At 73.2% G+C, this 23,773-nt stretch carries 18 protein-coding genes and 1 pseudogene; 8 read left to right on the top strand and 11 right to left on the bottom strand.

Translation table 11 applies throughout. The features are described 5' to 3' along the window. The first annotated feature begins 4 nt into the window (after positions 1 to 4). Genes IPQ09_20930 through IPQ09_20920 form a run of 3 tightly spaced genes read left to right on the top strand, consistent with a single transcriptional unit; the run spans position 5 to position 3,863 of the window. Complete coding sequence (locus IPQ09_20930; GenBank protein ID MBL0196642.1) at positions 5 to 1,186, top strand: HRDC domain-containing protein; 1,182 nt, start codon at positions 5 to 7, stop codon at positions 1,184 to 1,186. After that, entirely contained in the window at positions 1,183 to 2,301 is a 1,119-nt protein-coding gene (gene lpxB / locus IPQ09_20925) for a lipid-A-disaccharide synthase (protein ID MBL0196641.1), read from the top strand. Before IPQ09_20930 ends, lpxB begins: the two co-directional genes overlap by 4 nt. Next, positions 2,292 to 3,863 (top strand): hypothetical protein, encoded by a 1,572-nt coding sequence (locus tag IPQ09_20920; protein MBL0196640.1) that lies wholly within the window; start codon positions 2,292 to 2,294, stop codon positions 3,861 to 3,863. Before lpxB ends, IPQ09_20920 begins: the two co-directional genes overlap by 10 nt. 21 nt (positions 3,864 to 3,884) lie before the next feature. Here the strand turns inward: IPQ09_20920 and IPQ09_20915 are convergent, their stop codons facing one another. Further along, positions 3,885 to 4,652 carry a YwiC-like family protein gene (locus IPQ09_20915; GenBank protein MBL0196639.1) on the bottom strand — a complete coding sequence of 256 codons (768 nt, stop codon included), beginning with the start codon at positions 4,650 to 4,652 and terminating at the stop codon, positions 3,885 to 3,887. Positions 4,653 to 4,858: 206 nt separating this feature from the next. Between IPQ09_20915 and IPQ09_20910 the strand changes: the two are divergent. Then, positions 4,859 to 7,361 (top strand): annotated as a pseudogene (locus IPQ09_20910) (GcvT family protein). 91 nt (positions 7,362 to 7,452) lie between these two features. Here IPQ09_20910 and bioB read toward each other — a convergent pair. The 5 genes from bioB to IPQ09_20885 form a co-directional block, all read right to left on the bottom strand. Then, positions 7,453 to 8,508: a biotin synthase BioB gene (gene bioB, locus IPQ09_20905; GenBank protein ID MBL0196638.1), complete on the bottom strand. Its 1,056-nt coding sequence runs from the start codon at positions 8,506 to 8,508 to the stop codon at positions 7,453 to 7,455. Positions 8,509 to 8,651: 143 nt separating this feature from the next. Continuing rightward, on the bottom strand, positions 8,652 to 10,553 hold the full coding sequence (locus IPQ09_20900) for a hypothetical protein (GenBank protein ID MBL0196637.1): 1,902 nt from the start codon (positions 10,551 to 10,553) through the stop codon (positions 8,652 to 8,654). Next, on the bottom strand, positions 10,550 to 11,926 hold the full coding sequence (locus IPQ09_20895) for a hypothetical protein (protein MBL0196636.1): 1,377 nt from the start codon (positions 11,924 to 11,926) through the stop codon (positions 10,550 to 10,552). The genes IPQ09_20900 and IPQ09_20895 overlap by 4 nt, the downstream gene beginning before the upstream one ends. Positions 11,927 to 12,083: 157 nt before the next feature. After that, the gene (locus IPQ09_20890) at positions 12,084 to 13,382 is read right to left on the bottom strand and encodes a TonB family protein (protein ID MBL0196635.1); all 1,299 of its coding nucleotides are present in this window, start codon (positions 13,380 to 13,382) and stop codon (positions 12,084 to 12,086) included. 10 nt (positions 13,383 to 13,392) lie between these two features. Then, positions 13,393 to 14,244 carry a TatD family hydrolase gene (locus IPQ09_20885; GenBank protein ID MBL0196634.1) on the bottom strand — a complete coding sequence of 284 codons (852 nt, stop codon included), beginning with the start codon at positions 14,242 to 14,244 and terminating at the stop codon, positions 13,393 to 13,395. 73 nt (positions 14,245 to 14,317) lie between these two features. Between IPQ09_20885 and IPQ09_20880 the strand changes: the two genes are divergently transcribed. Continuing rightward, positions 14,318 to 14,857, top strand: a complete 540-nt coding sequence (locus tag IPQ09_20880; GenBank protein ID MBL0196633.1) for a hypothetical protein — start codon at positions 14,318 to 14,320, stop codon at positions 14,855 to 14,857. Positions 14,858 to 14,893: 36 nt separating this feature from the next. On the opposite strand, the gene IPQ09_20875 is transcribed toward IPQ09_20880, so the two are convergent. From IPQ09_20875 to IPQ09_20865, 3 genes are all read right to left on the bottom strand, one after another. Next, positions 14,894 to 17,146, bottom strand: coding sequence for a serine protein kinase PrkA (locus IPQ09_20875; protein MBL0196632.1), 2,253 nt, complete (start codon positions 17,144 to 17,146; stop codon positions 14,894 to 14,896). A gap of 100 nt (positions 17,147 to 17,246) precedes the next feature. Then, positions 17,247 to 17,558 (bottom strand): hypothetical protein, encoded by a 312-nt coding sequence (locus IPQ09_20870; protein ID MBL0196631.1) that lies wholly within the window; start codon positions 17,556 to 17,558, stop codon positions 17,247 to 17,249. A 350-nt stretch (positions 17,559 to 17,908) separates the two neighbouring features. After that, positions 17,909 to 18,610, bottom strand: a complete 702-nt coding sequence (locus IPQ09_20865; protein ID MBL0196630.1) for a hypothetical protein — start codon at positions 18,608 to 18,610, stop codon at positions 17,909 to 17,911. A 203-nt stretch (positions 18,611 to 18,813) separates the two neighbouring features. Here IPQ09_20865 and IPQ09_20860 point away from each other — a divergent pair, with 203 nt between their 5' ends. Genes IPQ09_20860 through IPQ09_20850 form a run of 3 tightly spaced genes read left to right on the top strand, consistent with a single transcriptional unit; the run spans position 18,814 to position 22,044 of the window. Next, a complete protein-coding gene (locus IPQ09_20860) occupies positions 18,814 to 19,809 on the top strand; it encodes an ABC transporter ATP-binding protein (GenBank protein ID MBL0196629.1) in 996 nt (331 codons plus the stop codon). Next, positions 19,806 to 20,846 carry a dipeptide ABC transporter ATP-binding protein gene (locus tag IPQ09_20855; GenBank protein MBL0196628.1) on the top strand — a complete coding sequence of 347 codons (1,041 nt, stop codon included), beginning with the start codon at positions 19,806 to 19,808 and terminating at the stop codon, positions 20,844 to 20,846. The genes IPQ09_20860 and IPQ09_20855 overlap by 4 nt, the downstream gene beginning before the upstream one ends. A gap of 4 nt (positions 20,847 to 20,850) precedes the next feature. Beyond that, positions 20,851 to 22,044: a serine/threonine protein kinase gene (locus IPQ09_20850; protein MBL0196627.1), complete on the top strand. Its 1,194-nt coding sequence runs from the start codon at positions 20,851 to 20,853 to the stop codon at positions 22,042 to 22,044. A 1-nt stretch (position 22,045) separates the two neighbouring features. Here IPQ09_20850 and IPQ09_20845 read toward each other — a convergent pair whose 3' ends face one another. Together IPQ09_20845 and IPQ09_20840 are read right to left on the bottom strand one after the other, a co-directional pair. Next, on the bottom strand, positions 22,046 to 22,645 hold the full coding sequence (locus IPQ09_20845; GenBank protein ID MBL0196626.1) for a hypothetical protein: 600 nt from the start codon (positions 22,643 to 22,645) through the stop codon (positions 22,046 to 22,048). Then, positions 22,642 to 23,742: a c-type cytochrome gene (locus tag IPQ09_20840; GenBank protein MBL0196625.1), complete on the bottom strand. Its 1,101-nt coding sequence runs from the start codon at positions 23,740 to 23,742 to the stop codon at positions 22,642 to 22,644. The genes IPQ09_20845 and IPQ09_20840 overlap by 4 nt, the downstream gene beginning before the upstream one ends. Positions 23,743 to 23,773: the final 31 nt, after the last annotated feature.

Here is a 23,773-nt window from a genome sequence, read left to right as displayed (position 1 = left end):
CGCGGTGCCGAGCTCCGAGCCGCCAAACGCTCCCGTCACGCCCCGCGTGCACCTCGCCGAAGACACGGCGTCGCTCCGCGCGTGGTGCGCCCGGCTGCGCGACGAGCCGATCCTTGCGCTCGACGTCGAGTCCAACGGTCTCTTCGCGTTCGAGCCCGAGCTCTGCGTCGTGCAGCTCTCGACGCGAGGGGACGTCGTGGTGGTCGACACCCTCGTCGCCGATCCCTCCTGCCTCGCGGACCTCATCGGCCCCGGCGGGCCCCTGGTGGTGCTGCACGATCTCGGCTTCGATGCCCGCATGTTGAGCCGCGCCGGCGCGCCGCTCCACCGCGTAGCGGACACGGCGTTGGCGGCCGCGTTCCTCGGGCGCTCGAGCACCGGCCTCGGCGCGGTGCTGGCGTCGGAGCTCGGGGTGGATCACGACAAGACCCTGCAGCACCACGACTGGCGCGCGCGCCCCCTCGACGCTCGCGCGCTCCGCTACCTGTCGGGTGACGTCGCGCACCTACTTCCACTGTGGGACAAGCTCTCCGCCGAGGTGGCCGCGAAGGGCATCGCGTCCGAGCTGGCGGAGGAGACCCGCCACAGACTCGCGGAGGCGCAGGCGCCGGCGGAAGACGCGCGCCCCCCGCTGCTCCGGGTGAAGGGCGTCGATCGCCTGCCCGTGGCCGATCTTCCCCTGCTCCGCGCGCTGCTCGAGGCGCGCGACGATCTCGCTCGGCAGCTCGACGTGCCGCCTTTCAAGGTGCTCGCCAACGACGCGCTGGTCGCGGCGGCCCAGCGGCGCCCTCGCTCCGTCGGCGAGCTGGCTCGCATCGACGGCGCCCACCGCGGGAGGGCTCGCGCGCTCTCGCGCCGCATGCTGGAGCTCGTCGGAGAGGAGCACCCACCGCTGACCCCCGAGGAGCGCGCTGGCCTCAGCCCCCCGCGCCCGTCGCCCGCGCACGTCAAGGCGCGCAAGCGCCGCGAGGGGGCGCTCCTCGCGTGGCGCAAGGCCGAGGCGGCGCGGCGTGACGTGAACGCGCAGGTCGTGCTGCCGGGCCACGTGCTCCGAGCCCTCGCCGACGGCGGGGCGGTGTCGACGCGCGACCTCGCCGCGGTCTCCGGCCTCGGCGACTTCCGCGTCGAGCGCTACGGCGACGCCCTGCTGGCGCTGCTCGCGGAGCCGGAGCCGGGCCCCTCGTGAGCCGCGCTCCGCTGCTCGTGGTCGCCGGGGAGGCGTCAGGCGACCGCGCCGCGGCCGCCGTCCTCCGCCACACCCAAGGGGCTACGTTCGGCTTCGGTGGCCAGGCGCTCCGTGCGGCGGGCGCGGAGCTCGTCGGCGATCTTCGCCACACCACTGGAATGGGGCTTACGCTGCCGCTCGCCCGCGCGGCGCGCCTCGTGCGAGTGTTCCAGCGCCTCGTGGCGCTCGCGCGCGAGCGGCGCCCGGCCGTCGCTTTGCTTGTAAATTACACCGAATTCAACCTGCGCCTCGCGCGGTCGCTGCGGCCCCTCGGCGTGCGCGTCGTTTGGTACGGCGCGCCGCAGATCTGGGCGTGGCGTGCGAACCGCGCGCGCGTGCTCCGCGGCCTGGTCGACCGGCTCTGCACGATGCTCCCCTTCGAGGAGGCGCTGTGGCAAGCGCGCGGGGTCGACGCGAGCTACGTCGGCCACCCGGCGTGCGAGGTCGCGGCGCTCTCCCGCCGAGAGGCCCGGGCCGTGCTCGCGCTCACCGAGCGCGCGAGCGCGATCGCCGTGCTCCCCGGCAGCCGCCCGCAAGAGGTGCGTGCGCTGCTGCCCGCGATGCTGGACGCCTACGAGCGCCTGCGCACTGACCGGGCGAGCGTCGACGGCCGTGTGTTCCTCGCGCCGAGCCTCGACGACGCGACCCTCGCGTGGGCGCGCGGGCTCGCGGGAGCGGCCTCCCTCGAGGTCGTAGACGTGGACGCCACGGCCGGCATCGGCCGCGTGCTGCCAGCGTTCAACGCCGCGATGGTGGCCTCGGGGACGGCCTCCCTCGAGTGCGCGATCGCCGACGTGGTGCCCGTGGTGGCCTACCGGGTGGGCCTCGTCACCGAGCTCGGGGCTCGCCTGCTCGTGGAGGCCCCGTACGTCGCCCTGCCCAACGTGCTGCTCGGTCGCGCGGCCTTCGCCGAGCTGCTCCAGCGAGACGTGACCCCGCAGGCCCTCGCCCTCGCCGTGGGCCGCGCCCTCGACGACGAGGCGGGCCGCGCCGCCTGCGCAGACGTGCGGCGCGCGCTCGGCCCCGAGCGGACCCCGTCCCGAACCGTGGCGCGGATCCTCGACTCATGGCTCTGAAGAAGGGCCGCCCCGCGCCCGCCGCCTCCCATGGGCGAAGCGGCCAGCCAGCTCGCGGCCCCGCTCTGGCGCGCGCCACACCGCCGACCGGGCAGCCGGCCTTGCCGCGCGAGTGGCTCCTCCTCGCCGCCCTGTCGGCCGGTCTCTTCGTCACTCGGACCCACGCCGCCAAGCTCGTCGGCTTCGGCGACAGCGAGGCCCTCTACGCGTGCTACGCGCTGCACCCGGCGCCGGCCTACCTCGACCACCCCGGGCTCGTCGGCCACGTCGCGCGCGCGCTGGGCGCTGGGCAGGCCCCGACCCCCTCCGCCACGCACGCGTTCACGGCCGTCCTCGCGACGCTCGTCCCCGGCGTCGCTGCAGCCTGCGCCCGCGCGTGCGGCGCGTCGCTCCGTGCGGCGGCAGGGGTCGGCCTCGTCGCGCTCGCCACGCCGATGCTCTCCATCGGGCTCTTCGCCCTCACGCCCGACCTGCTGCTCGCGCCGCTGTGGCTCCTCGCGCTCGGCCTGGGCGTCTTCGCCGCGCGGGAGGGCGACAGCTGGCGCGGCGATCTGGGGTGGCTCGCGCTCGGGCTCGTCGCGGGGGTGGCGACCTGGGCGAAGGCGTCCGGCGCGCTGTTGTTCGGCGTCATCGGGGCGTTTCAGCTCCTCGGCCCGCGCGCGGCGCGCCGCCCGTTTGCCGCGTGGGGCGTGCTCGTGGGGCTCCTGGTCGCGAGCCCCCTCGCCCTCCACCAGGCGACGAACGGCTTCCCGATGCTCCGCCATCGGCTCCTCGACACCCAGACCGGCCTCCCGCTGGTTCGCGGCCTGGGCGCGCTCACGATCGGGCAGCTCGCGTACCTCTCTCCGGTGATCGCGTGGCTGGGCGTCGCGGCGATGCGTGCATCCTACAAGTCCCGCCACGCGACCGAGCCGGGCGAGCGGTTCCTCGCCCTCGCGTGCCTCGTGCCCGGCGCGGCGCTCGCGTCGTTCATGCTCGCGAGCCGCCAGGCGGAGCCCCACTGGCTCGGCCCGGCGTGGCTCGGTGCCCCGGTGCTGCTCGCCGTCCAATCGGCGGCGGGCGCCGACAGGGTGCGATCACGGAGTGTGTCGACCGCGATCGCCGTGGCGGCGCTCTTCACGGTCGCGGGCCACGCGTGGGTGCTCTCGCCGCGCTTTCTCGCGTCGATGCCGGCGTCGTACGAGCCGCGCTTCGACATCGCCAACGAGCTCTACGGGTGGCCTCGCGCCCTAGAGGCCGTCGCCGAAGCCGCCGAGCCGGGCGACGTCATCGTGGGCCCGCACTGGACCATCTGCGCGCAGCTGCACGCCGGGCAGCGCAACCCGGTGGGGTGCGCCACGCCGATCCGTGACGACTTCGACGCCTGGCTTCCGCGCGCGGAGTGGGCGAGGGCGCCCCGCGTGCTTTTCGTCACCGACAACCGCTTCTCGGTGAACGCGAGCGACGTGCTCCCGGGCTACATGCGCGTGCAAGAGCGACACATCTCCATCTTCCGAGGGGGCCGCCGCGTGCGCGTCTTCGCGATCACCACCCTCGAGCGCTCGGCCCACGCCGTTCGATAGGGAGATCCGCCTCACTCGCCGCTACCCGCGCGGACCGACCACGAGGATCGCGCCGGCGACCGTGCTCGCGAGCACGAGCGCCCAGCCCACCTTCTTCAGCTGGCGGGCGTGCGGTGGCGACACGAACAGCGCGACCGAGGCCGCCGCGAAGGGCGCGAGCGCCACGGGCACGACGGCCGGGAGCCCCGAGGAGACCGCGAGCGCCGCGGCCACGATGATGACTATCACCGCAGAAGCGCAAGAGATTCTCCCCGCCGTAGGCCCCCCACCGGCCTTGGTCGAGGTCGCGGCGAGGACGCCACGCACGGCGAGGACCGCGAGAGAGAAGCCGAGCGCCCACACGAGCGTCGCCATGGCGGCCACGCCGACGGGAGCGCCGCCCGCGAGGGCGACGGGGAACGACACGCCCGTCAGCGCGACGGCCGCGACGAGCTCGCCCGCGAGGCTCTTCTCGCGCTTCGCGAGGATGAACCCGAAGAGCACCGCGGCGAGGACCGCGAGCACCGCGAGCGAGGCACGGCCCGCGGCCCCCAGGGCGAGCATCCCGACGCCCCCACCGGCGATCGCGAGCGCGCCGAGGGCGAGCCCCCAGAAGCGGGCTCGCCGAGCCTCCGTATCCTTCGCGCGGCGCCCTCGCTGCCCGAGGAGCAGGAGGACGCTCTCGTGCGCGAAGAAGGCAGCGAGCACCCCCACCGTGAGCGCGACGGAGCCCACCCGGAGGCCGCCGAGGAGAAACGCTGTGACGAGCGGCATGAGCAGCTGCCCGTAGGCCCCGTGCTCGCGGGGCATCGGCGGCGACAGGCTCGCGCTTCCGACGCGGCCAGGGCGGGGCGAGGAGGGGGCCATCGCGCGCAGCCATGCACGTCCCGTGCGAAGTGTGCACGCCCGGAGATACGCGCGGACGCCGCGGAAGGTGCGCGGGATGTGCGCGGCGCGCAAGGTTTGCGCGCGATCCCCCTCCCTCGCACCGAGGCCTCCAGCTAGTCTGCCGCGCCATGTCTCAGCCCGTCCTTCATCCGGTCCCAGGGTCTGTCTTGCCGAAGCGCGCGCGTGTGGTCGTCATTGGCGGTGGCGTGATCGGCTGCTCGGTCGCGTACCACCTCGCGCACATGGGCTGGCGCGACGTCCTGCTCCTCGAGCGCGACCGCGTCACGAGCGGCACCACGTGGCACGCCGCGGGCCTGATGGTCACGTTCGGCTCCACCTCCGAGACCTCGACGGAGATGCGCAAGTACACACGCGATCTCTACGCCCGCCTCGAGGCCGAGACCGGCCAGTCGACCGGCTTCGCGCCCGTGGGGTTCATCGAGGTCGCGGCGGACGCCGATCGCCTCGAGGAGTACCGCCGCGTGTCCGCGTTCAACCGCTTCTGCGGGGTCGACGTGCATGAGATCTCCCCACGCGAGGTGCACGACATGTTTCCGCTCGCGAAGACCGACGACCTGCTCGCCGGCTTCTACGTGAAGGAGGACGGCCGCGTGAACCCCGTGGACGTCACCATGGCGCTCGCGAAGGGCGCGCGCCTCCAGGGCGCCACGGTCGTCGAGGGGGTCGCGGTCACGGGCCTCCTCACGAAGCGCGGCGCGGTGACCGGCGTGCGCACGGCCCATGGCGACGTCGAGGCCGAGTTCGTCGTCAACTGCGCGGGCATGTGGGCGCGCCAGCTCGGTGCAGGCCTCCGGCGTGAACATCCCGCTGCAGTCGGCGGAGCACTACTACCTCATCACCGAGAAGATCCCGGGTCTCTCCGCGAGCTTCCCCGTGCTCGAAGACCCGGGCTCGCACGGCTACTTCCGCGAAGAGGTGGGCGGCCTGATGGTCGGCCTGTTCGAGCCCGTGTGCGCGCCGTGGAAGGTCGGCGGCGTGCCCGAGGACTTCTCGTTCGGCGAGATCCCGCCCGACTGGGACCGCATGGCGCCGTACCTCGAGAAGGCGATGTCGCGCGTGCCCATCTCGCTCGAGACCGGCGTGAAGAAGTTCTTCTGCGGCCCCGAGAGCTTCACGCCCGACCTCCAGCCGGTGGTCGGCGAGGCCCCCGAGCTCCGCAACTACTTCGTCGCCGCGGGCCTCAACTCGATCGGCATTCTTACGGGCGGCGGGCTCGGCCGCGTGATGGCGCACTGGATCACGACCGGTCGCCCCGACGTCGACATCACGGGCTTCAACATCGACCGCCTGCACACCTACCAGGCGAACCCCGAGTACCGCCGCACGCGCACCGTCGAGTCGCTCGGCATGGTCTACCAGTGCCACTACCCCACCCGGTCGATGCTGACGGCCCGCGGGGCGAAGAAGTCGGCGCTGCACGATCGCCTGGCCGCGGCCCGCGCGCACTTCCGCGACGTGAGCGGGTGGGAGGGGGCCGACTGGTACGCGCCCGCCGGCGTCGAGGTCCCCCCCGAGCAGCTCTCTTGGGGACGCCAGCACTGGTTCCCCTACTGGGAGGCCGAGCACCGCGCGGCGCGCGAGGGCGTCATCCTCATGGACATGTCGTTCATGGCGAAGTTCCACGTGCAGGGGCGCGACGCTGGCGCCTTCCTCGAGCACCTCTCGGGCAACCGCGTGAACGGCCCCGCCGGGACCATCACCTACACCCAGTGGCTGAACGAGGGCGGCACGATCGAGGCGGATCTCACCGTGACGAAGCTCGGAGACGAGCGCTTCTTCGTGGTCGCCTCCGACACGGCGCACCGCCACGTCGAGACCTGGATGCGCCGCCACCTCGAGGCCCTCGCCGATCGGTTCCCGCACGCCTTCGTGACCGACGTCACCTCGGCCTACACACAGCTCAACGTGCAGGGTCCGCGGTCGCGGGCGCTGCTCGCGGAGCTCACGTCCTGCGATCTCTCGAACGAGGCCTTCCCCTTCCGCACCGCGCGCGAGATCGATCTCGGGTTCGCTCGCGCCCTGTGCGTCCGCATCACGTACCTCGGCGAGCTCGGCTACGAGCTCTACATCCCCACCGAGCAAGCGACCCACGTCTACGACCGGCTCGTCGTAGCCGGGGCGGCGCACGGCCTCCGGCACGCTGGCCTGAAGGCCCTCGCGAGCCTCCGCATGGAGAAGGCCTACCGAGACTACGGCCACGACATCGACAACACCGACTCGGTGCTGCAGGCCGGACTCGGGTTCGCCGTCGACCTCACCAAGCCCGACTTCCTCGGCCGCGAGGCGGTGCTCGCGGAGAAAGCCATGGGGGAGGGGCGGGGCCCAAGCCGTCGTATCGTCCAAATATTGCTACAGAATCCCGAGCCTCTCCTCTTCCACGCGGAGGTCGTCCGTCGGAACGGCGTGGCCGTGGGCTACATCCGCGCCGCGTCGTACGGGCACACGCTCGGCGGCGCCGTCGGGCTCATGATGGTCGACGCCGGCGTGCCGATCGACCAGGCCTACCTCGACGCGGGGGAATGGGAGGTCGAGGTGGGCGCGCTCCGCGTTCCGGCGCGCGCGTCGCTCCGCCCTCTCTACGATCCGAACATGAGCCGCGTGCGCGCTTAGGCTTCGGCCGACGCGCCGACGCCACGAAGCACGAAGCCCCGTGACCCGCGAGCGCTCGCGGGGCCGGGGCCGATGTGCTCGTGGGCGGCGCTCAGGTCTGGGGCGTAACGGCGGGCGCGAGCGTGCCGAGGCCCACGTCGCGCAGCAGCGCGAGATCGTCCGACTCGGTCGAGTTCGGGGTCGTCAGGAGCTTCTCGCCAAAGAAGATCGAGTTCGCGCCCGCGAGCAGGCAGAGCAGCTGCGCTTCCCGGGTGAGGCCCTCGCGCCCGGCGGAGAGGCGCACCCGGGCCTTGGGCATCAGGATGCGCGCGATGGCGATCATGCGCACGAGCTCGAACGGATCGATCGGCGGGCGGCCCGCGAGGGGCGTCCCCTCGACGGGCACGAGGGCGTTGATCGGGACGCTCTCGGGCGGAGGCGTGAGGTTCGCGAGCGTGCGGAGCATCTCGCAGCGATCCTCGTCCGACTCACCCATGCCGATGATGCCGCCCGAGCAGACGGTGATGCCCGCCTCGCGCACGTTCGCGAGGGTGCGCAGGCGGTCGTCGAAGGTGCGCGTCCGCACGATCGAGCGGTAATTCTCGGCGCTCGTGTCGATGTTGTGGTTGTACGCGTCGAGCCCCGCCTCGCGGAGGCGCGCGGCCTGGTTGGCGTCGACCATGCCCAGCGTGACGCAGGCCTCGAGACCGAGCCCCTTCACGCCACGCACCATGTCGAGCACGCGTTCGAACGCGGGGCCGTCCTTCACCTCACGCCAGGCAGCGCCCATACAGAAGCGGGTGGAGCCGAGCTCCTTGGCGCGACGCGCGCTCGCCAACACCTTCTCGACGTCGAGCATCTTCTCGGGCTCGACGTTCGTGTCGTACTTGGACGACTGGGGGCAGTACGAGCAGTCCTCGGAGCAGCCACCGGTCTTCACGCTGAGCAGCGTGCACAGCTGCACCTCGTTGTCCGGGTGGTTCGCGACGTGGACTCGGCGCGCCTCGTCGAGGAGCGGGAGCAGCGGACGGGCGTAGAGCGCGCGGACCTGCTCACGGGTGAACGGCGCGCCACCCGCCACGGAGGGCTCGGACGACGCGAGTGCGTGAGGGGCCTGGGCGGCGGGAGCCAGAGGGGCGGCGTGGGGAGCGGGAGCGGACGCGAGCATGGCCCGCAACCTAGGACAGCCCGCGGCCTTCGACCAGCGCCTCCGCGGGTCCCGCCCCGAAGACTTGACGAGACGCAGGCACGGCGCCGCGGGCGAGCCCGACAGATGGACGACTACCCGAACAATTTCAACAAGTTCTACACCTAGGGTGCCAGGGACGGGAGCGGCACGACGGCGAACGGCCACGCCTCGAGCAGGGGCACCTTCGCGCGCGGCCCCGCCTCGGCGCGAACGCGGGCGCACTCGTCGTCGGTCAGGCGGCGGGGCCCATAAACCGAGGCGTCGGAGGCGTCGGAGTCCATGAGCAGGCTCGGCGTGTCGCGACCGAAGTCGTCGGGGTGACCGGGCACGTCCAGCAGCACGTGCCCGAGCTCGTGGGCCACGACGTGGCTGCTCCGCCGTGTCCGCACGCCGGATCTGTCGACGAGGATCACGTTCTTGACGCTCGAGCCGTCCCCGTAGATGAACGACTCGCCCACGCGTCCGCCGCCGAGAAAGTACGGCACATAGACGAGCTGCACGACGCGTGGATCGGCGTCGTCGAGCGCCTTGGCCAGGCTCCGCTCCTCGAGCGACCCCGCGGGCGAGTCCATGTCGCCAAAGTGCGTCAGACCGTCCGAGAGGTCGACGGCGCCGATGGCCACCGAGAGCGTGCTGTCGGTGCAGAGCATGCCGTCGGCCTCGACCCGCGCGAGCGCCGCGGCCCCGCGTCCCTCGGCCCGCGAAATCAGCACGTCGGCGCTCCCGGCCGCGCCCGGCGTGATGCGCGCGTTGCGGCTCACCACCGCGCGAAAGCCGGCGCGCTGCACCTCGAGCGCGAAGAGCCGCGCGACCTCGTCGGGGGTCTTCCCTGGTGGCACGACCAGCACGGCCGGGCGCCCCTCCACGCGCACGCGCAGCACCCCTCCGGTGCTCGGGAGGCCGAGGTCCGTGCCGAAGGAGACGAGGTAGGGCGGCGGCGGGGCCGCGATCCTCACGTCGGGCGGAGCCTCTCCATGGAGGCTGATCCCACACTGGGCCCAGAGCGTCGCCGCGTCTTCGAGATCGGCGCGAGCCTCACTGATCGCCTCGGCCTCGTTGCGAAAAATGCCCGGCTTGCCGGTTTTTTCTGCGCGAAACACCGTCGCGCGGACGTGGAGCCGGTACCGGCCGGCCACCGCCGGCGCTCCGGGACGTCCGCTCGCGCGTGGTCCGCCCACGTGAATCGAGCTCCGCTTCTGCCCGCCGCGCGCCACGACGACGAGGCCACCGACCTCGCCGAGGAGGCTGCGCCCCGCCGAGCTCGGGTGCTGCCTGTCGACCCGATCGATCACGACGCGCAGCGGGCGCGAGCGCGCGCAGCCGGCGACGCCCCCCGCGCACGGCGCGTCGACAGGGACGCCCCGCACGGCGTCGAGGACCGCACCTCTGGCGCTCAACGAGAGGACGTCGACCGTCCCACCTCCAGGTCCCTCGCCGCGCGTCACGACGCGAAAGCCGTCCGGATCGTCAGCGGGCGAGGCCTCGGGGAGCGCTCGCGAGAACGAGAGGTGCGTGACGCTCGGATCGAGCTCGCGCCCTTCCGCGTCCTCGAACCCGTGCGCGACCACTCGCAGCCGGATCTCGCGCGTCGCCGGGCCAGCGCCGAGGGTGAGCGTCACACCCCCCGGACGCACGCCCTGCAGCTCCGCGCCCGTCGGCACCACCGCAGGCAGCGCGAGCGGCGCGCCGCGCCACACGATGCGCGCGCCGTCGCTCGACAAGGCAGCCCGCTTGCCAAAGACGAGCCCGCCGAGCCCGCCGAGCGGGAGCGCGACGAGATCGCGTCGGGCGGCGCCCCGAACGGCGGTGTCCAGGCCGTCGCGGACACCGTTGGCGTCGTCGTCGTCGAGGTCGGCGGTGAGCTGGAGCTCGAGCGGGCCCTCCCCCGCGACGCTGGGCCTCGGGAGCGCTAGCGCGAGGGAGACGGCCAGCCCGAGCGCCGACGCGAAGGCAGCCCGGCCCCGCCGGCCCACGGCGCTCGATGGGCGCAGGTCGACCGAGGCGCGACGTCGCCGTGCGCTCAATCGCAGGATCCCCGCTGGAGCCGCCTCACGGTGAGCTCGTCGACGACGCGCCCCGCGAGCCCCCCCGCCGCCGCGACCTTCACGCGCGCCGCCCAGGCCATCGTGCCGAGGTGCTTCGACGCGACGAGCTCGCTGGCCAGCTCGAGCGCGGGAGCTTCGTCCCCCGCGTCCCAGAGGGCGCCCAGGGCGAGCCCGCGGAGGCCGTCCGCCCCGGCGACAGCGCAGGCGCGGAGCTCGGGCAGCAAGTCGGCCCGCCCGTGGTCGCGCGCGAGGAACGCCGCGGCGCGGACCTGCGCCTCGTCGACGAGAGGGCCGCGGCCGAGGGCGTCGAGCATGAAGCGCGCGCCGGGCGCTCGTCGCGCGGCGAGCCGGAACAGAAAGGTGAGATCTCTCTCTGCGCTCGGGCGGTCGGACAGTCTCGCGGCGACCTCGGCGGTGAGGCGCGCGTCGGGCGGTGGGGGCCGCTCGTGCCCGCCGGCGAGCGCCGCGGCGTCGGCGAGCGCCCACGCGAGGAGGCCCCACGCGCAGCGGGCGGACTCTGGACCGGACTCGGCCCTCGCGCGGGCGTCGCGCAGCGGCCCCGGATCGCCGGCCCAGACGACGGCCTCAGCGAACGACAGCCAGCGCCCGAGGTGGCGCTCGGCGCTCCTCAGGATCTCGAAGCCGGGGGCCAGCGCCTCGCCGCCCGACGGGCCCGCGCCCCGCGCGGCGAGCGCGTGGACGAGGGGGAGCACGACGCCCGTGGCGAGCGCGACGCGGTGCGCCTCTTTGATGATAGGTGCAAGATGCAGCAAATGCGCCCCGCTCGATTCGCCACGGAGCGAGCGCCCGACCTCGGCGGCGAAGGCCACCAGCGATCGTCCTCCCGAGGCCAGCTTCGCGAGCGGCGCGCCGAGGCCCGGGGCCGTCGAGAGCGCCGCGGCGGTCAGGGTCGCCACGCCGCCGCCCTCTTCGCGCCCGAGGGCCCGCTCGAGGATCGGCGCGGCGGCCGCGGGCTCGTGCTCGCCGAGCGACCGCACCGCGCAGCACCACAGCTCGCGCTGCAGGGCGTCGCGCTCGAGGAGGACCGTGGCGACGCGGTGCAGCTCCGAGCGGAGCGCGGGGCTCGCAGGTGCGAGCGCTCGGAGCGCACCGGCGACGCGGGCTTCGGTGGGCGAGCGGCGGAGCAGCTGCGCCTCGACCTCTTCGTGGAGCCGCACGCGCACGGCCGCGTCGACGTGGTCGCCGGGGACGAGCGACGCGGGCCCGGCCACTCGCTTGGCGCGCGACGGTCTCGCCGGACGCGCGGGCGCGGCGCGGGCGAGGCGCGCGCCCTGCGTCGGCGCCCCCGCGAACAGGGAGAGCCGCGGTTCTTTTCTCGGTAGCTTGGTCATCGCCCCCCCTCGCCCCTCCAGCGCCAAGTGGAAGGGACGAGCCTACCAGACGCGTGCAAGCGCCGTCCGAAAACCCCCGCGCGCGAGCCGCCCACGCGCAAGGCGCCGCCGCCCCCGTCGCGACGCGACGCGCGCGCGCCAGCCGACCCGGGGCCAACTACTTCACGATCGGGTTCTTCGCGTCGAACGGCGCGCGAATCCGCAGCTCGCGGAGCCCGAGCTCGGCCGGGATGGGCGGGAATGGCGCGGCGCGCCGGATCGCGTCGGCGCAGTTTCTGTCGAACTCGTCGATGCCGCTCGGGCGCACCGGCGGCCAGGAGACGCGCGCGCTCCCGTTGGCCCGCACCGTAAACTCCAGGATCACGGTCCCTTGCTTGAGCTCGTACATCGCGCTCTTCGGGAACGCGTGTGTCCAGAGGGGATCGATCTTCGCGTGGACAGCGCGGAAATAGGGCAGGAGGCGCGGATCGCGGCTGCCGAAATCGACGACCGCGCCGTCGCCCATCCCGAGGGGCCCCGCGTGTGAGCCGCGCCCGGAGAGCGCGCCGGCGCCCGCCGCTCCGCCGCCCATCGTTCCTCCCGCACCGGGCCGCCCGTTTCCACCGGCGACGCTCGCGTGCACCAGCGAGTGCACCAGCGTGGACACTTGCTGCTCGCTGTCGATCGTGTCTTGCGTGCGACCGCGCTCGACGGCCGGGACGCTGGGGTTCTGCTCGGCGACTTGGGGGCGTGCCCGCGCCACCGCCGCAGAGTCGCGGTGGTCAGTGCCCGGGAGGCCGTCGAGGACCCCCTGCCCCGGCGACGCCCGGGTCGCGCCCACGCTCGCCGCGCCAAGCTGCCCTGGGAGCTCGGTGCCCTCCTGCTCGCCGCCGAGCCTGCCGCCCTCCACGCTGGCGGTCGCGCCGGGCGCCCGCGCGCCGCGGCTTGGATCGGCGGCGGTCGCGGCGCGTCGCTCCATGCGCGCGAGATCCCCCTGCGCGAGGAACGTGAGCTCCATCGGCTCACGCGACGAGCGGCGATCCTCCTGGGTGCGGCGCTTCTTCCCGCTCGCCACGCGCGGCGATTGATCGACGTCGAGGTGACTCGGCAGGTCCGTCGTGCGCCTCAGATGGTCGTCCTGGTTCGCCAAGTGCTCGGCGCGCTCGCCGGCGCGCTCCCCGCCTGCACCGACATGCCCATCGTCGATGTGCGCCACCGCGGCGCCGCCCCGCGGCGTCGGGGTCACCCCGCGCGGATCGACCCGCTCGTCGGACAGCGTCGTGCCCTCCGGCGCGGGCGTCAGCTCGAGCACGCCGACGTCGATCTGCCGACCGCGCGCCTCGCGCCGATCGACCTCACGCCGCGAGAGGCTGAAGATGGCCACCCACGAGAGCACGGCGACCGCCCCGGCGTGGGCCGCCAACGACAAGAGGACGCTCACGCTCTGAACCCCGGGTGCGCGGCGCGTCGTGGTCACTCTCTCAACGCTAACCCACTTTCGGAGGAGCGCCACCTGCGGTCGGAAACGCGCGCCGCAGCCGCCGCTCCGCGTTCTCCGTCGTGAGCCGCGCGAGCGCCTCCAGGCTCACCCCGCGGAGCTCCGCGACGCGCCTCGCGGTATGCACCAAGTGCTCAGGTTCACACGGTTTTCCACGAAACGGCACCGGCGCAAGGTAGGGGCTGTCGGTCTCGATGAGCACGCGGTCCGCCGGGGCCCACGCCGCCACGTCGTGCACGCTCGCCGCGGTCTTGAACGTGACGATCCCCGAGAACGAGAGGTCGAAGCCCAGGTCGAGCGCCCGCGCGGCGAACGCGCGATCCTCACTGAAGCAGTGGATGATGCCTCCGACGTCGCGCGCGCCCTCCGCCTCGAGCACGTCGAGCGTGTCGGCCGGGGCCGAGCGCGTGTGTACGACGATGGGCTTGCCCAGGACGCGCGCGAGCCCGATGAGCCGCGCGAACGCCGTGCGCTGAACGTCCCGAGGTGATCGGTCGTAGTGGTAGTCGAGGCCCACCTCGCCGACCGCGACGACCGACGGCCGCCTCGCGAGACGCTCGAGCTCGACGTAGAGATCGTCGTCGAGCGTGCTCGCGTCGTGGGGGTGCACGCCGACCGTGGCCGCGACGTCGGGCCGCGATTCGGCGAGCGCGACGGCCTCCCTCGCGGCCGACGCGTCACTCCCGACGCCGATCGTCACGAAGCCGGTCACTCCCGCCGCCTGGGCACGCGCGATGACGTCGTCGGCGCCCCCCGGCAGGTACTGCAGGTCGAGGTGGCAATGTGTGTCGACGAGACCGCGTGTGACGAGACCCGGGGTGTCGACGAGACCAAGCTCCATGCGGCCTCTCTAGGACAGGGCGGCGCGCACCGCCCGACTTTCGGCCGCGGACCGGACCGCGTAGGCTCCCCGCGTGGCGCTCCCCGACCCGTCGCTCCTCGACCCCACGGGGTGCCTCATCGCCGGCGCGGCGCTCCCGACACCGGCTGCCGGCTATCTCGTCTTCGGCCAAGAGACGCCCGCGCCGTTCTCGCTCGCGGTGCTGCGCCCCTACGCGGCGCGCTTCCTCGACGCGAAGGTGGGGCTCTCTGCGGAGAAGCGCCGCCAGCCACCCGAGCACGACCTCGCGTTCATCCTCGTCCACCACGCCGACGTCAAGGGTACGGTCGCCGTCGAGGCGCGCCGCCTCACGGACAGCGATCATGCGCTCGTCGCCCGCGCAGAGGCCGCGCACCCTTCAGGGGGCCTCGCCGAGCTCGCGCAGCGCTGCACCCGGGTGTTCGTGGTGCACGCCGGCGCGCCCGACGACGCGACCGCGCTGCTCGTCGCGTGCCTCCTCTCAGGCACCTCGCTGGGCCCCTCGACCGACCTCACCGCGCCGCGGCTCTTCGGGGTCAAGTCGGGGCGCGAGCGGCTCGCGCGCGCGGTCGCTCGGCGCGCGCAACCAGGCTAGAGCGCCGAGCCCTCGCGACCGCAGCGCCCGCCTCGCCTACGCGAAGCGCCCCGCCGCGAGCCCCGCGCAGGCCGACGTGGCGCAGGCGTCGCAATAGCCAAAGTGCTTCGCGAGGCGATCGAGCACCGCGCGTGCCTCGGCCTTGCGCGCGTCGTCGAGGCCGCTGCCTTCCTCGCGCACGAGGGCGACGACGTCGCGCACGAGGCGCACGATCAGCGATTTTTTGCCAGCAAAGACGGCCTCACGCATCTTCGCGATGCTGCCGGGGAACACGGTCTCCGGCTCGATGGGCAGCCCCGGGTGGTCGATCGCCCAGGCCGCGATCGCGCCGATCACGTCGCGGCGCGCGGTGCCGGGCTCGCCCTTCAGCGCGAGAAGCCGCTCGACCTCGCGCATCATCTTTTCGTCGGGCTCTTCGTACTCGCCGGTGAGCCGGTTGCGCAGGCGCTCCTTCTTCACCCACACGCTCACGTGCTGCACGTAGCGCTCGAACAGCTCCTCGTAGCGGCCCTCTTCGACGACGCCGGCCGCGAGATACATCTCTCGCTCCCACGAGGAGAGCAGGCGCTCGCGCAGCTCCGCGACGAACAGCTTCACGTCGTGGTAGCCGCCCTCGACTGGCTCGAGCTCGAGCCAGTCGAACTCACCCTTGCGCGCGCACAGCGCCTCGATCTCGGTGAGCACCGCGAGCGGCGACAGGCACGGGTGCACGGGCGACTGCGCCGCGTCGAGCAACACCACACGCATCTCGCGCGGGCTCGCGCCGGTGCGCCCCTCGTAGTCGACCGCGTCGGCGGACTCCTTGTAGATGGCACGGATCGACGAGCGCACGAGCTTCGCGGTGTCCACGTCGAGCCGCGGCGGCGCCGCCCCGGTCGCGTAGAGGTCCATCTTCTCGATCGCCGACAGGCCAGCGGCCGCGGCGCCTAGCGCCCCCGCATGACGCGTGGGGTCCGCCTTGCGCATGCGCGTGAGCACCGCGAAGAGCGCCGCCACCTCGGTCGCGTGCGGGGCCACGTGCCGCCGCACCTGGGGCGCGACGTGCGCGTCGTAGATCTGCTGCTCGAGAACGTAGCTCCGGAGGTACGGGGTGCGCACGAGCTCGAGGCGGCCTCGGAAGCTCGCGAACTCCGGGTGCTCGCGGAACGCGTCGAGGTGCAGCTCGTTCGCGCTGCCGATCATCACGCAGTTGAGCGTGACGTTCTGCTGCGTGAGCGCGACCTCCGACGTCTCGACGCTGAGCTGCAGGTACTTGAACGTGTCGAGCGGCCGCTTCAGCAGATCGCTGAACTCCAGCACGCCGCCGGCGGCGTCGATGAGCTCCCCCTTCACCTCGTACAGCGACAGCGCCTGGAGCGACGCCGGGAGCGACGCGAGCGATCGGTCGGCGGTCACCTGCCGCTCGACCGCGTCGACGCTCATCTGCGGGCCGATCGTGACGGCCCCCACGCGGTACCTGTGGGAGATGAAGTAGCGCTCCACGCGCACGTGCTTCAGCACGTCGCGGTAGGAGCCCCTGTAGCTCGCGAGGAGGGCGTCGAAGATCTGCTGGCTCTTGTGCGAGAGCCGCCCGCGCGAGAACCACTCCGAGTACGGCTCGGGCAGGCCGTCAGGGTAGGCGCGCGCGCCGAGCTCCCCCACCAGGCCGCGGCGTTCTTCGATCGGCACGAGGAAGAGCGGATGATCGCGGACCTCCACGAGCAGCTTGGCGTCGAGCTCCTCGTCCGCGAGGTGGGCGTAGCTGAGGACCGACGCGGAGACGTCCTTGCCGCCCCCGAAGCCGAGCGCGCCACGGGTGGAGCGCGACGACGGGAACACCCAGCTGTAGGTGTAGATCGCGCCTTCGGGGAGCGTCGAGTAGTCCTCGAGCGCGCGGAGCACGCAGCCGGCGACGGTGCTCTTCGCCGACCCGTTCGGGCCGTGGAGCAGCACGAGCCGGTTGGCCCTCCCCTCCCTCGCGAAGTTGCAGAGCGATCGGTACAACTCCTCTTGCACGTGCTCTTGGCCGATGAGCCCGGCGCGGCGAGCCCCTACGCTCGCGTCCTCGAAGGGGAGGTCGAAGAGGTTCCACCGCGTCTGCTCGCCCCAAGGGCGCTGCACCTGCGTGGTGCCGTAATGGTCGAAGGCGTCCCGCACGTAGCGGCTCGCGTCCCGGGCGTACCGCACCGGGTTCGTCGCAAACAGGTCCACGTACTCGTCGAAGGAGAGCACCCAGCGGCCCTCGACGTAGCGCTCGTGGACGCTCGCCGCCACCTTCGCCAGCTCGGCCGCGGCCACGCCGTTCGTCATGCCGAGAAGGTACGGCACCGCCCCACGCCCACAAAGGAAAAGCGCGACCCGGTTGGGGTCGCGCCCTTCAAGACCGCGCGCGAGTGATGCGCGATCGGGCCTAGAAGTTGACCGCAGCCTTGAACGGCTCGCAGCTGTCCTTCGAGCACATCGCGCCCTTGAGCTCGCAGGCGCCGCTCCCGCCCGACGCCTTCGCCGCCGCGTCGCTCAGCTCGAAGCTCGTGATGACATGGCTGCCGCAGGTGAGCTTCCAGGGGAAGGCCTTGTTGACGTGCCACTCACCGACCGGCGTGACCGTCAGCGAGCCGCCCGCGGTCGCCACTTTGTAGTGCTCACCACCCGCGCTCGCCCCCGCGGCGACGAGGAGGCCGGCCACTGCACACGCGGTCCCAAGGATCTTCGACAGGCGCATCTCTCTTGTCTCCTTCGCCTCCAGGGGAGGCCTTTCGTTTTGTGAGCGTCCCCTTGTGGGGCCGCGCGGTCAAGTTGAAGCTGGGGGCCTCGACAGGCGGCGGGGCAGCAGCGCTCGAGGATAGAGCAAAGACGGGGCCACGCGTGTGGCGGCGACCTGCGGGCACCCGAGATCGAGGTCCCAGGCGGTGTGACGCGACCGGTGGGCCCGCTATTCACGTGGCCACGCGCCTGAGCAAGGAATCCCGCCAAGAAGGTAAGACACCCTCGCACCTTGGGTGAGCTCGCGGGCTCCAGCGGCGCCAAGCGCATGGATCAAGCCTGCCCCGGATGGGCCGCGAGCAGCCCAGCTCAGCGGGCGTAAAGCTCGAGCGCTGGCGCCGGCGACTCCACCGAGGGGGCGAGCGCGACATACAGGGGAGACTCGGGGTCCTCGGTGACCGCGATCGCGATCCCCTGCGCCCGCCCGCGGACCGCCCACGCGGCGACGAGGGCGCGGACGTCGACGCGGATCACCTCGCCCGCCCCAGGCAGCACCCGGGTCTCGGGCGTGGGCACGTCGGCGAGGCGCGGCGCCCGCGCGAACGAGAGGGTCGTGGGATCCCAGTCGTCGTGGACGGCGCGCGCGCGGAGCCGCACCGGCCCCACGGGCGGGTCGACCCGCGGCGCGCGGCGGAGCACCACGTACGCCTCCACGAGGTCGGTGGGGACGACGACGTCGGTAAAGCGCAAGAGCAGCACGCCTCGCGACGCGCCCCCGAGGCCCACCGTCACGGGCGTACCCCCACCCTCGCGGGTCTCGGGGGTGAGCCACGCGAGGTCGGTGGGGGCGATGACCCGGCGCTTCACGAGGGGCGAGCCGGCGTCGTCCACCTCGAGCAGCCGCACGGTCTCCTTGGCCGACACGCAGCGCCCCGTGACGCACGCCTTGCCCGACCCGCACGGGTCGTCGCTGGCGCACAGACGATCGGGCGGCACGCACGCCGGGGCCGCGGCTAGCCCCGCGAGCCCTGCCAGCGTGATCACGACGGCGGTGAGGACCCTCGGGCGCACTTGGCCACGATAGTCGCTTCGGACCGGCCGTGGCGAGCGCATCCCGCGCGACTTCGGTTTCCTAACGGCACCGCTTGGCGGTTTCGAGCGTTCATGACGCCCTCCCTTCGGTCGGTTGCCATAGACACGCCGCTCGCCTGCGGCTCGCTTGCATGTTCGCGCTTTCCGCGGGCGGCGCGCTCCCGCATGATACCCCCGCGGCCATGCTAGACGTTCGCGGGCTCACGACCACATTCGACACGGACGACGGTCCGCTGCGCGCGATTGACGACGTCTCCTTCCGGGTCGAGCCCGGCAAGACCCTCGGGATCGTCGGCGAGAGCGGCTGCGGCAAGAGCGTCACGGCGCTCTCTATCCTGCGGCTCCTGCCCGACGTGGGCCGCATCGCCAGCGGCGAGGTGCGGTTCCTGGGGCGCGACCTCGTCACCCGGTCGGAGCGCGAGATGCGCGACGTCCGCGGCAACGACATCTCCATGATCTTCCAAGAGCCCATGACCAGCCTGAACCCCATCTATACGGCGGGCGCCCAGGTGGTGGAGGCCGTGGTGCTGCACCAGCGCGTCACGCGAGCGCAGGCGAAGGCGCGCGCGATCGACATGCTGCGCCTCGTAGGCATCCACTCGCCCGAAGAGAACTTCCACGCGTACCCGCACCAGCTCTCGGGGGGCATGCGCCAGCGCGTGATGATCGCCATGGCGCTCGCGTGCGAGCCGAAGCTCCTCATCGCCGACGAGCCGACGACGGCGCTCGACGTCACGATCCAGGCCCAGATCCTGGAGCTCCTGAGCGAGCTGCAGGAGCGGCTCGGCATGGGGATCATCCTCATCACGCACGACCTCGGCGTCGTCGCCGAATACACGCACCACGTGGCGGTCATGTACGCCGGTCGCGTCGTGGAGAGCGCGCCGGTCGTCGACCTCTTCCGCGCGCCTCGACACCCTTACACGCGCGGCCTGCTCGACAGCTTGCCGAGGCGAGGCAGCACCCCGCGTCGCTCGCGCCTCCGGGCCATCGAGGGGCTCGTACCCGACCTGCGGAGCCTCCCGCCGGGCTGCCGCTTCGCCGACCGTTGCGCCTTCGTCACCCCGGCGTGTCGCGAGGCCGAGCCCGCGCTCGAGGCGCCCGAGGGCGAGCCCCACAGGTTGGCGCGCTGCTTCCGGGCGGCCGACGTGACGCCGGCCGCGGAGGCGTCGCGATGACCACGGCGGCCGAAGAGGGCGCCGAGAGGGTCGCCGACAGGCCGGGCGCGCAAGCCTCCCGGACGCTCGTGGCGACCGAGTCGCTGTCCAAATATTTCCCGGTCGGCGGCGGCCTGTTCTCGCGGGGCGATCGGGTCCTTCGTGCCGTCGACGGCGTGTCTCTGCGCGTCCGACGCGGTGAGACCCTGGGGCTCGTCGGCGAGAGCGGCTGCGGCAAGAGCACGCTCGGGCGCCTGTTGCTCCGGCTCCTCGAGCCCACGTACGGCCGCATCCTCTACGACGGAAAGGACATCGCGCACCTCAACGCAGCTTCGCTCCGGCCGCTGCGGCGAAAGATGCAGATCATCTTCCAGGACCCGTACTCGAGCCTGAACCCTCGCATGACCGTGCGCGAGATCGTCGCCGAGGCGATCCGCATCCACAACCTCGCGGCCACCCGCGCCGACGAGGAGGCGCTCGTCGCCGAGCTGCTCCGCAAGGTGGGGCTCCGACCCGAGGCCATGGACCGCTACCCGCACGAGTTCTCGGGAGGGCAGCGGCAGCGCGTAGGGATCGCGCGCGCCCTCGCGGTGCAGCCCGAGTTCATCGTGTGCGACGAGCCCATCAGCGCCCTCGACGTCTCCATTCAGGCGCAGATCGTGAATCTCTTGCTCGACCTCCAGGACGAGCTCGGCGTCGCGTTCCTCTTCATCTCGCACGACCTGAAGATCGTCGAGCACATCAGCCACCGCGTGTGCGTGATGTACCTTGGCCACATCGTCGAGCAGGCGCCCGTCGAGCGCCTCTACGGCGGCGCGCTGCACCCGTACACGCGCGCGCTCCTCGGGGCGTCGCCGGTGGCCGACCCGGAGCGCAAGCGCCTCCACGTGCTGCTCGAGGGGGACGTGCCCTCCCCCATCGATCCGCCGAGCGGGTGCAGCTTCCACCCGCGATGCCCGCGCGCGGTCTCGCAATGCAAGACCGAGGCGCCTCCGTTCGCCGAGCTGGTGTTCGGCAGCGGGCACAAGGTCGCGTGCTGGAACCCCCACGACGGGTGACCCGGTGACCCCTCCCGATCCCACGCCCTCCCCCTCCCCGGGAGTCGGCGCACGCGTCGGTCGCTACGAGCTCGTCGAGCGGCTCGGCGAGGGAGGGATGGGCCGCGTCTTCGTGGGCCTCGACACGGTCCTTGGCCGTCGCGTGGCGGTGAAGGTGCTGCGCGACGACCTCGGGCTGCCCCCCGACCTGCGTGCGCACCTCGCGGAGCGGATGAAGGTCGAGGCGCGGGCGGTGGCGGCGCTGAGCCACCCGAACGTCGTCGTCCTCCACGACATGGGGGAGGATCCGACCGCGGGTGTCTTCCTGGTGTTCGAGCTGATCGCCGGCGAGACCCTGCGCGCGCGGCTCGCGCGTGGACCGCTCGCGCCCGACGACGTGGCGCGTCTGGCCCAGGAGCTCGGCGACGCCCTCGACGCCGCCCACGCCGCGGGCGTGCTCCACCGGGACGTGAAGCCGGAGAACGTGCTGCTCAGTCAAACCGGCAGCAAGATTGGCGATTTCGGCCTGGCTCGGGTGCCCGAGGGCGGCCTCACGCGCGAAGGCGCCGTGCTCGGGACGCCCGCGTACTCGGCGCCCGAGACGCTGGCCGGCGGCCCGCCGCACGCCCAGGGCGACGTGTTCGCGATGGCCGCGACTCTCTACGAGGCGCTGACCGGCACGCGCGCGTTCCCCGGCAAAGACCTGCTGACCGTCGCCGCGGCGATCGCGGTCGGGGGGCACACGCCGCGCGCGATCGTGCGCGACGATCTCGAGCCGGACACGGCGCGCGAGCTCACACGCGTCCTCGTCGAGCGCGGCCTCGCCAAGGACCCGGCCGACCGCTTCGCCTCCCCGGCAGAGCTCGGTCGCGCCGTGGCCCGGGCCCTGCGCGCGCGCCTGCGCTCCGACGGGGCCACCGCGCCCGAGGAGGAGCGCCCCGCGCGCAGGCTCGGGGGGGCGAGCGGTCGACCGCCGCGCTGGCTCAACTACCTCGTCGGCCTCGGGCTGCTCGCCGGGCTCGCGGGGATCGTGATCGAACGGCGCAGCCACCTCCAGCGGAGCGAAGACGCAGGCGCGCCCCACCCGCGCCGCACGCTGCCGGGCGCACACGCGCCCGCAACGCACGCTCCGTCCGCGCCACACGCCTCCGCGAAGAGCCGCGACGCCGGTCCGGCGGGCGCGCACGACGCGACCCCGGCGACGCGCGAAGGCGAGTGACTCAGCGCGCCGCCTGCCACCGGGTCAGCGTGTCCACGATTTGCCGCTGCGCGCCTTGGGTCGTGTCGACGACGGAGAGCGCCTCGTGGACGCGCCCGTTCTCGCCAGGAATGGCGAAATACGGAATATTTTTGTACATATAGCCTAGCGCCTCGAGGCGCGCCCGGTCGTTGTCGGCGTCGAGCTCGACGAGCGTCGTCGCGCCGAGATCGGCGTCGAGCTCCCCCCCGTGGGCCGCCGCGTGGAAGCGCTTGCAGGGAGGGCACCAGGAGGCGCCCGCGTAGACGACGAGGAGGCGCCCGCCGGCCTTCGCGCGGAGGCGCTCGGTGCGAAGGAACGCGCCGAGGTCGGCGTCGGCTGGAGGCGCAAGAAACGCCAGCCTCGCGGCCCCCCGCGCGGGCGCGGCGGCGCTCGCCGGGGCGACCGCCGAGGCGGCGGGCGCGCTCACGGGCGACACGGCGGGCGACGCGGCCGTGCTCCCCGTGGGCTCACGCACCACCGGCTCACGCGGGACCTCGCGGGAGCAGGCCCCCAGCGCGACCGCGACGAGCGCGACGAGCGCGGCCCGCACGACGAGCGAGCGCTGCGGACGGCCGCTCAACGCGGGCGCCCCTGGGCGATCCAGCTGTCGACGAGCTGGATTTCGTCGAGCGCGAGCGGCGGGTAGGCGAGCGGCATGCCGCGGACGGGGCCGGTCTCGGCGCCCGCCTCCTCTGCGTGGCGCGCGAGCAGCGAGGCGACGAGCCGCGGGACGCCGTCAGGGCCAGGCGCGAACACGCTGGCGCGCTCGCCCTTGTCATCCAGGAACCCCGCGGCGATGCCGTTGAAGTCGGAGAGGTTCAGCCCACGCGGCTTGAAGCCGAAGCCGCCCGAATTGCCCGGACCTCCATCGCCGATCGCGTAGTCGGGCTCCGAGTGACAGTGCCAGCAGGTGCGGTGGAACACGCGCTTGTCGACCTCGGCGAACGTGACCTTCCGCGTGAGCAGCGGCGGTCGCGCGACGCGCGGCTTCGGTGCCACCGACTCGAGCGGACGCGTGTGCAAGAACGCCGTGAGACTCTGCACCTCGGCCTCGGTGAGCGGGATCCGCGGCATCGCGCTGTCCGCCTTCGCGGCGATCGGATCGCGGAGCCACGCGGCCGTCTGACTTGGCAGCTGCCGCTCGCGGACGAAGCGCAGATCGGGCGCGAGGCGCCGGCCGAGCACGAGCTGCTCCGGCTTCAGACCCGCGGGCACGGGCGAGATGGCCAGGCCGGGCACCCCCGACATGGCGTGGCACGTGGTGCACTTCGACTCGAGCAGCCGACGCCCCGCGTCGAGATCCCCCCGGGGCGCCGCCTCCGGCTTCGTCTCGGCGAGCACCAAGTACGCGGCTAGATCAGCGATTTGGCTGGGCTCGAGGGCGAGGCGCGGCATGCTCGGCGAGAGGCCGGGGCGTAGATCGTGCGGCTTCGCCAGGTAGCTCGCCACCCACTCGCGACGAAGCCGCTTGTCGGTGCCGGTGAGCGACGGCGCGTCGGTGAGGTCCTCCACCACGGGCCGCCACTTGGCGAGCAGCGCGGGGGCCGCCTTGAATTTCCCCGCGACGATGTCGGCGTGACACTGGACGCACTGCTTGTTGGCGGGTGGAGGCGGCGCGCCCGTGCCCTCGTGGCACCGGTTGCACTGGAGGTCGCCGATGAGCTGCTTGCCGTGCATCGGATCGCCGACGACGCGCGCCCCCTGAGCG

This window comes from Myxococcales bacterium, from assembly GCA_016720545.1.
GTDB lineage: Bacteria > Myxococcota_A > Polyangia > Polyangiales > Polyangiaceae > JAAFHV01.
The sequence above is the reverse complement of the archived record's forward strand: the minus strand, read 5'-3'. Positions and strand labels throughout refer to the sequence as shown.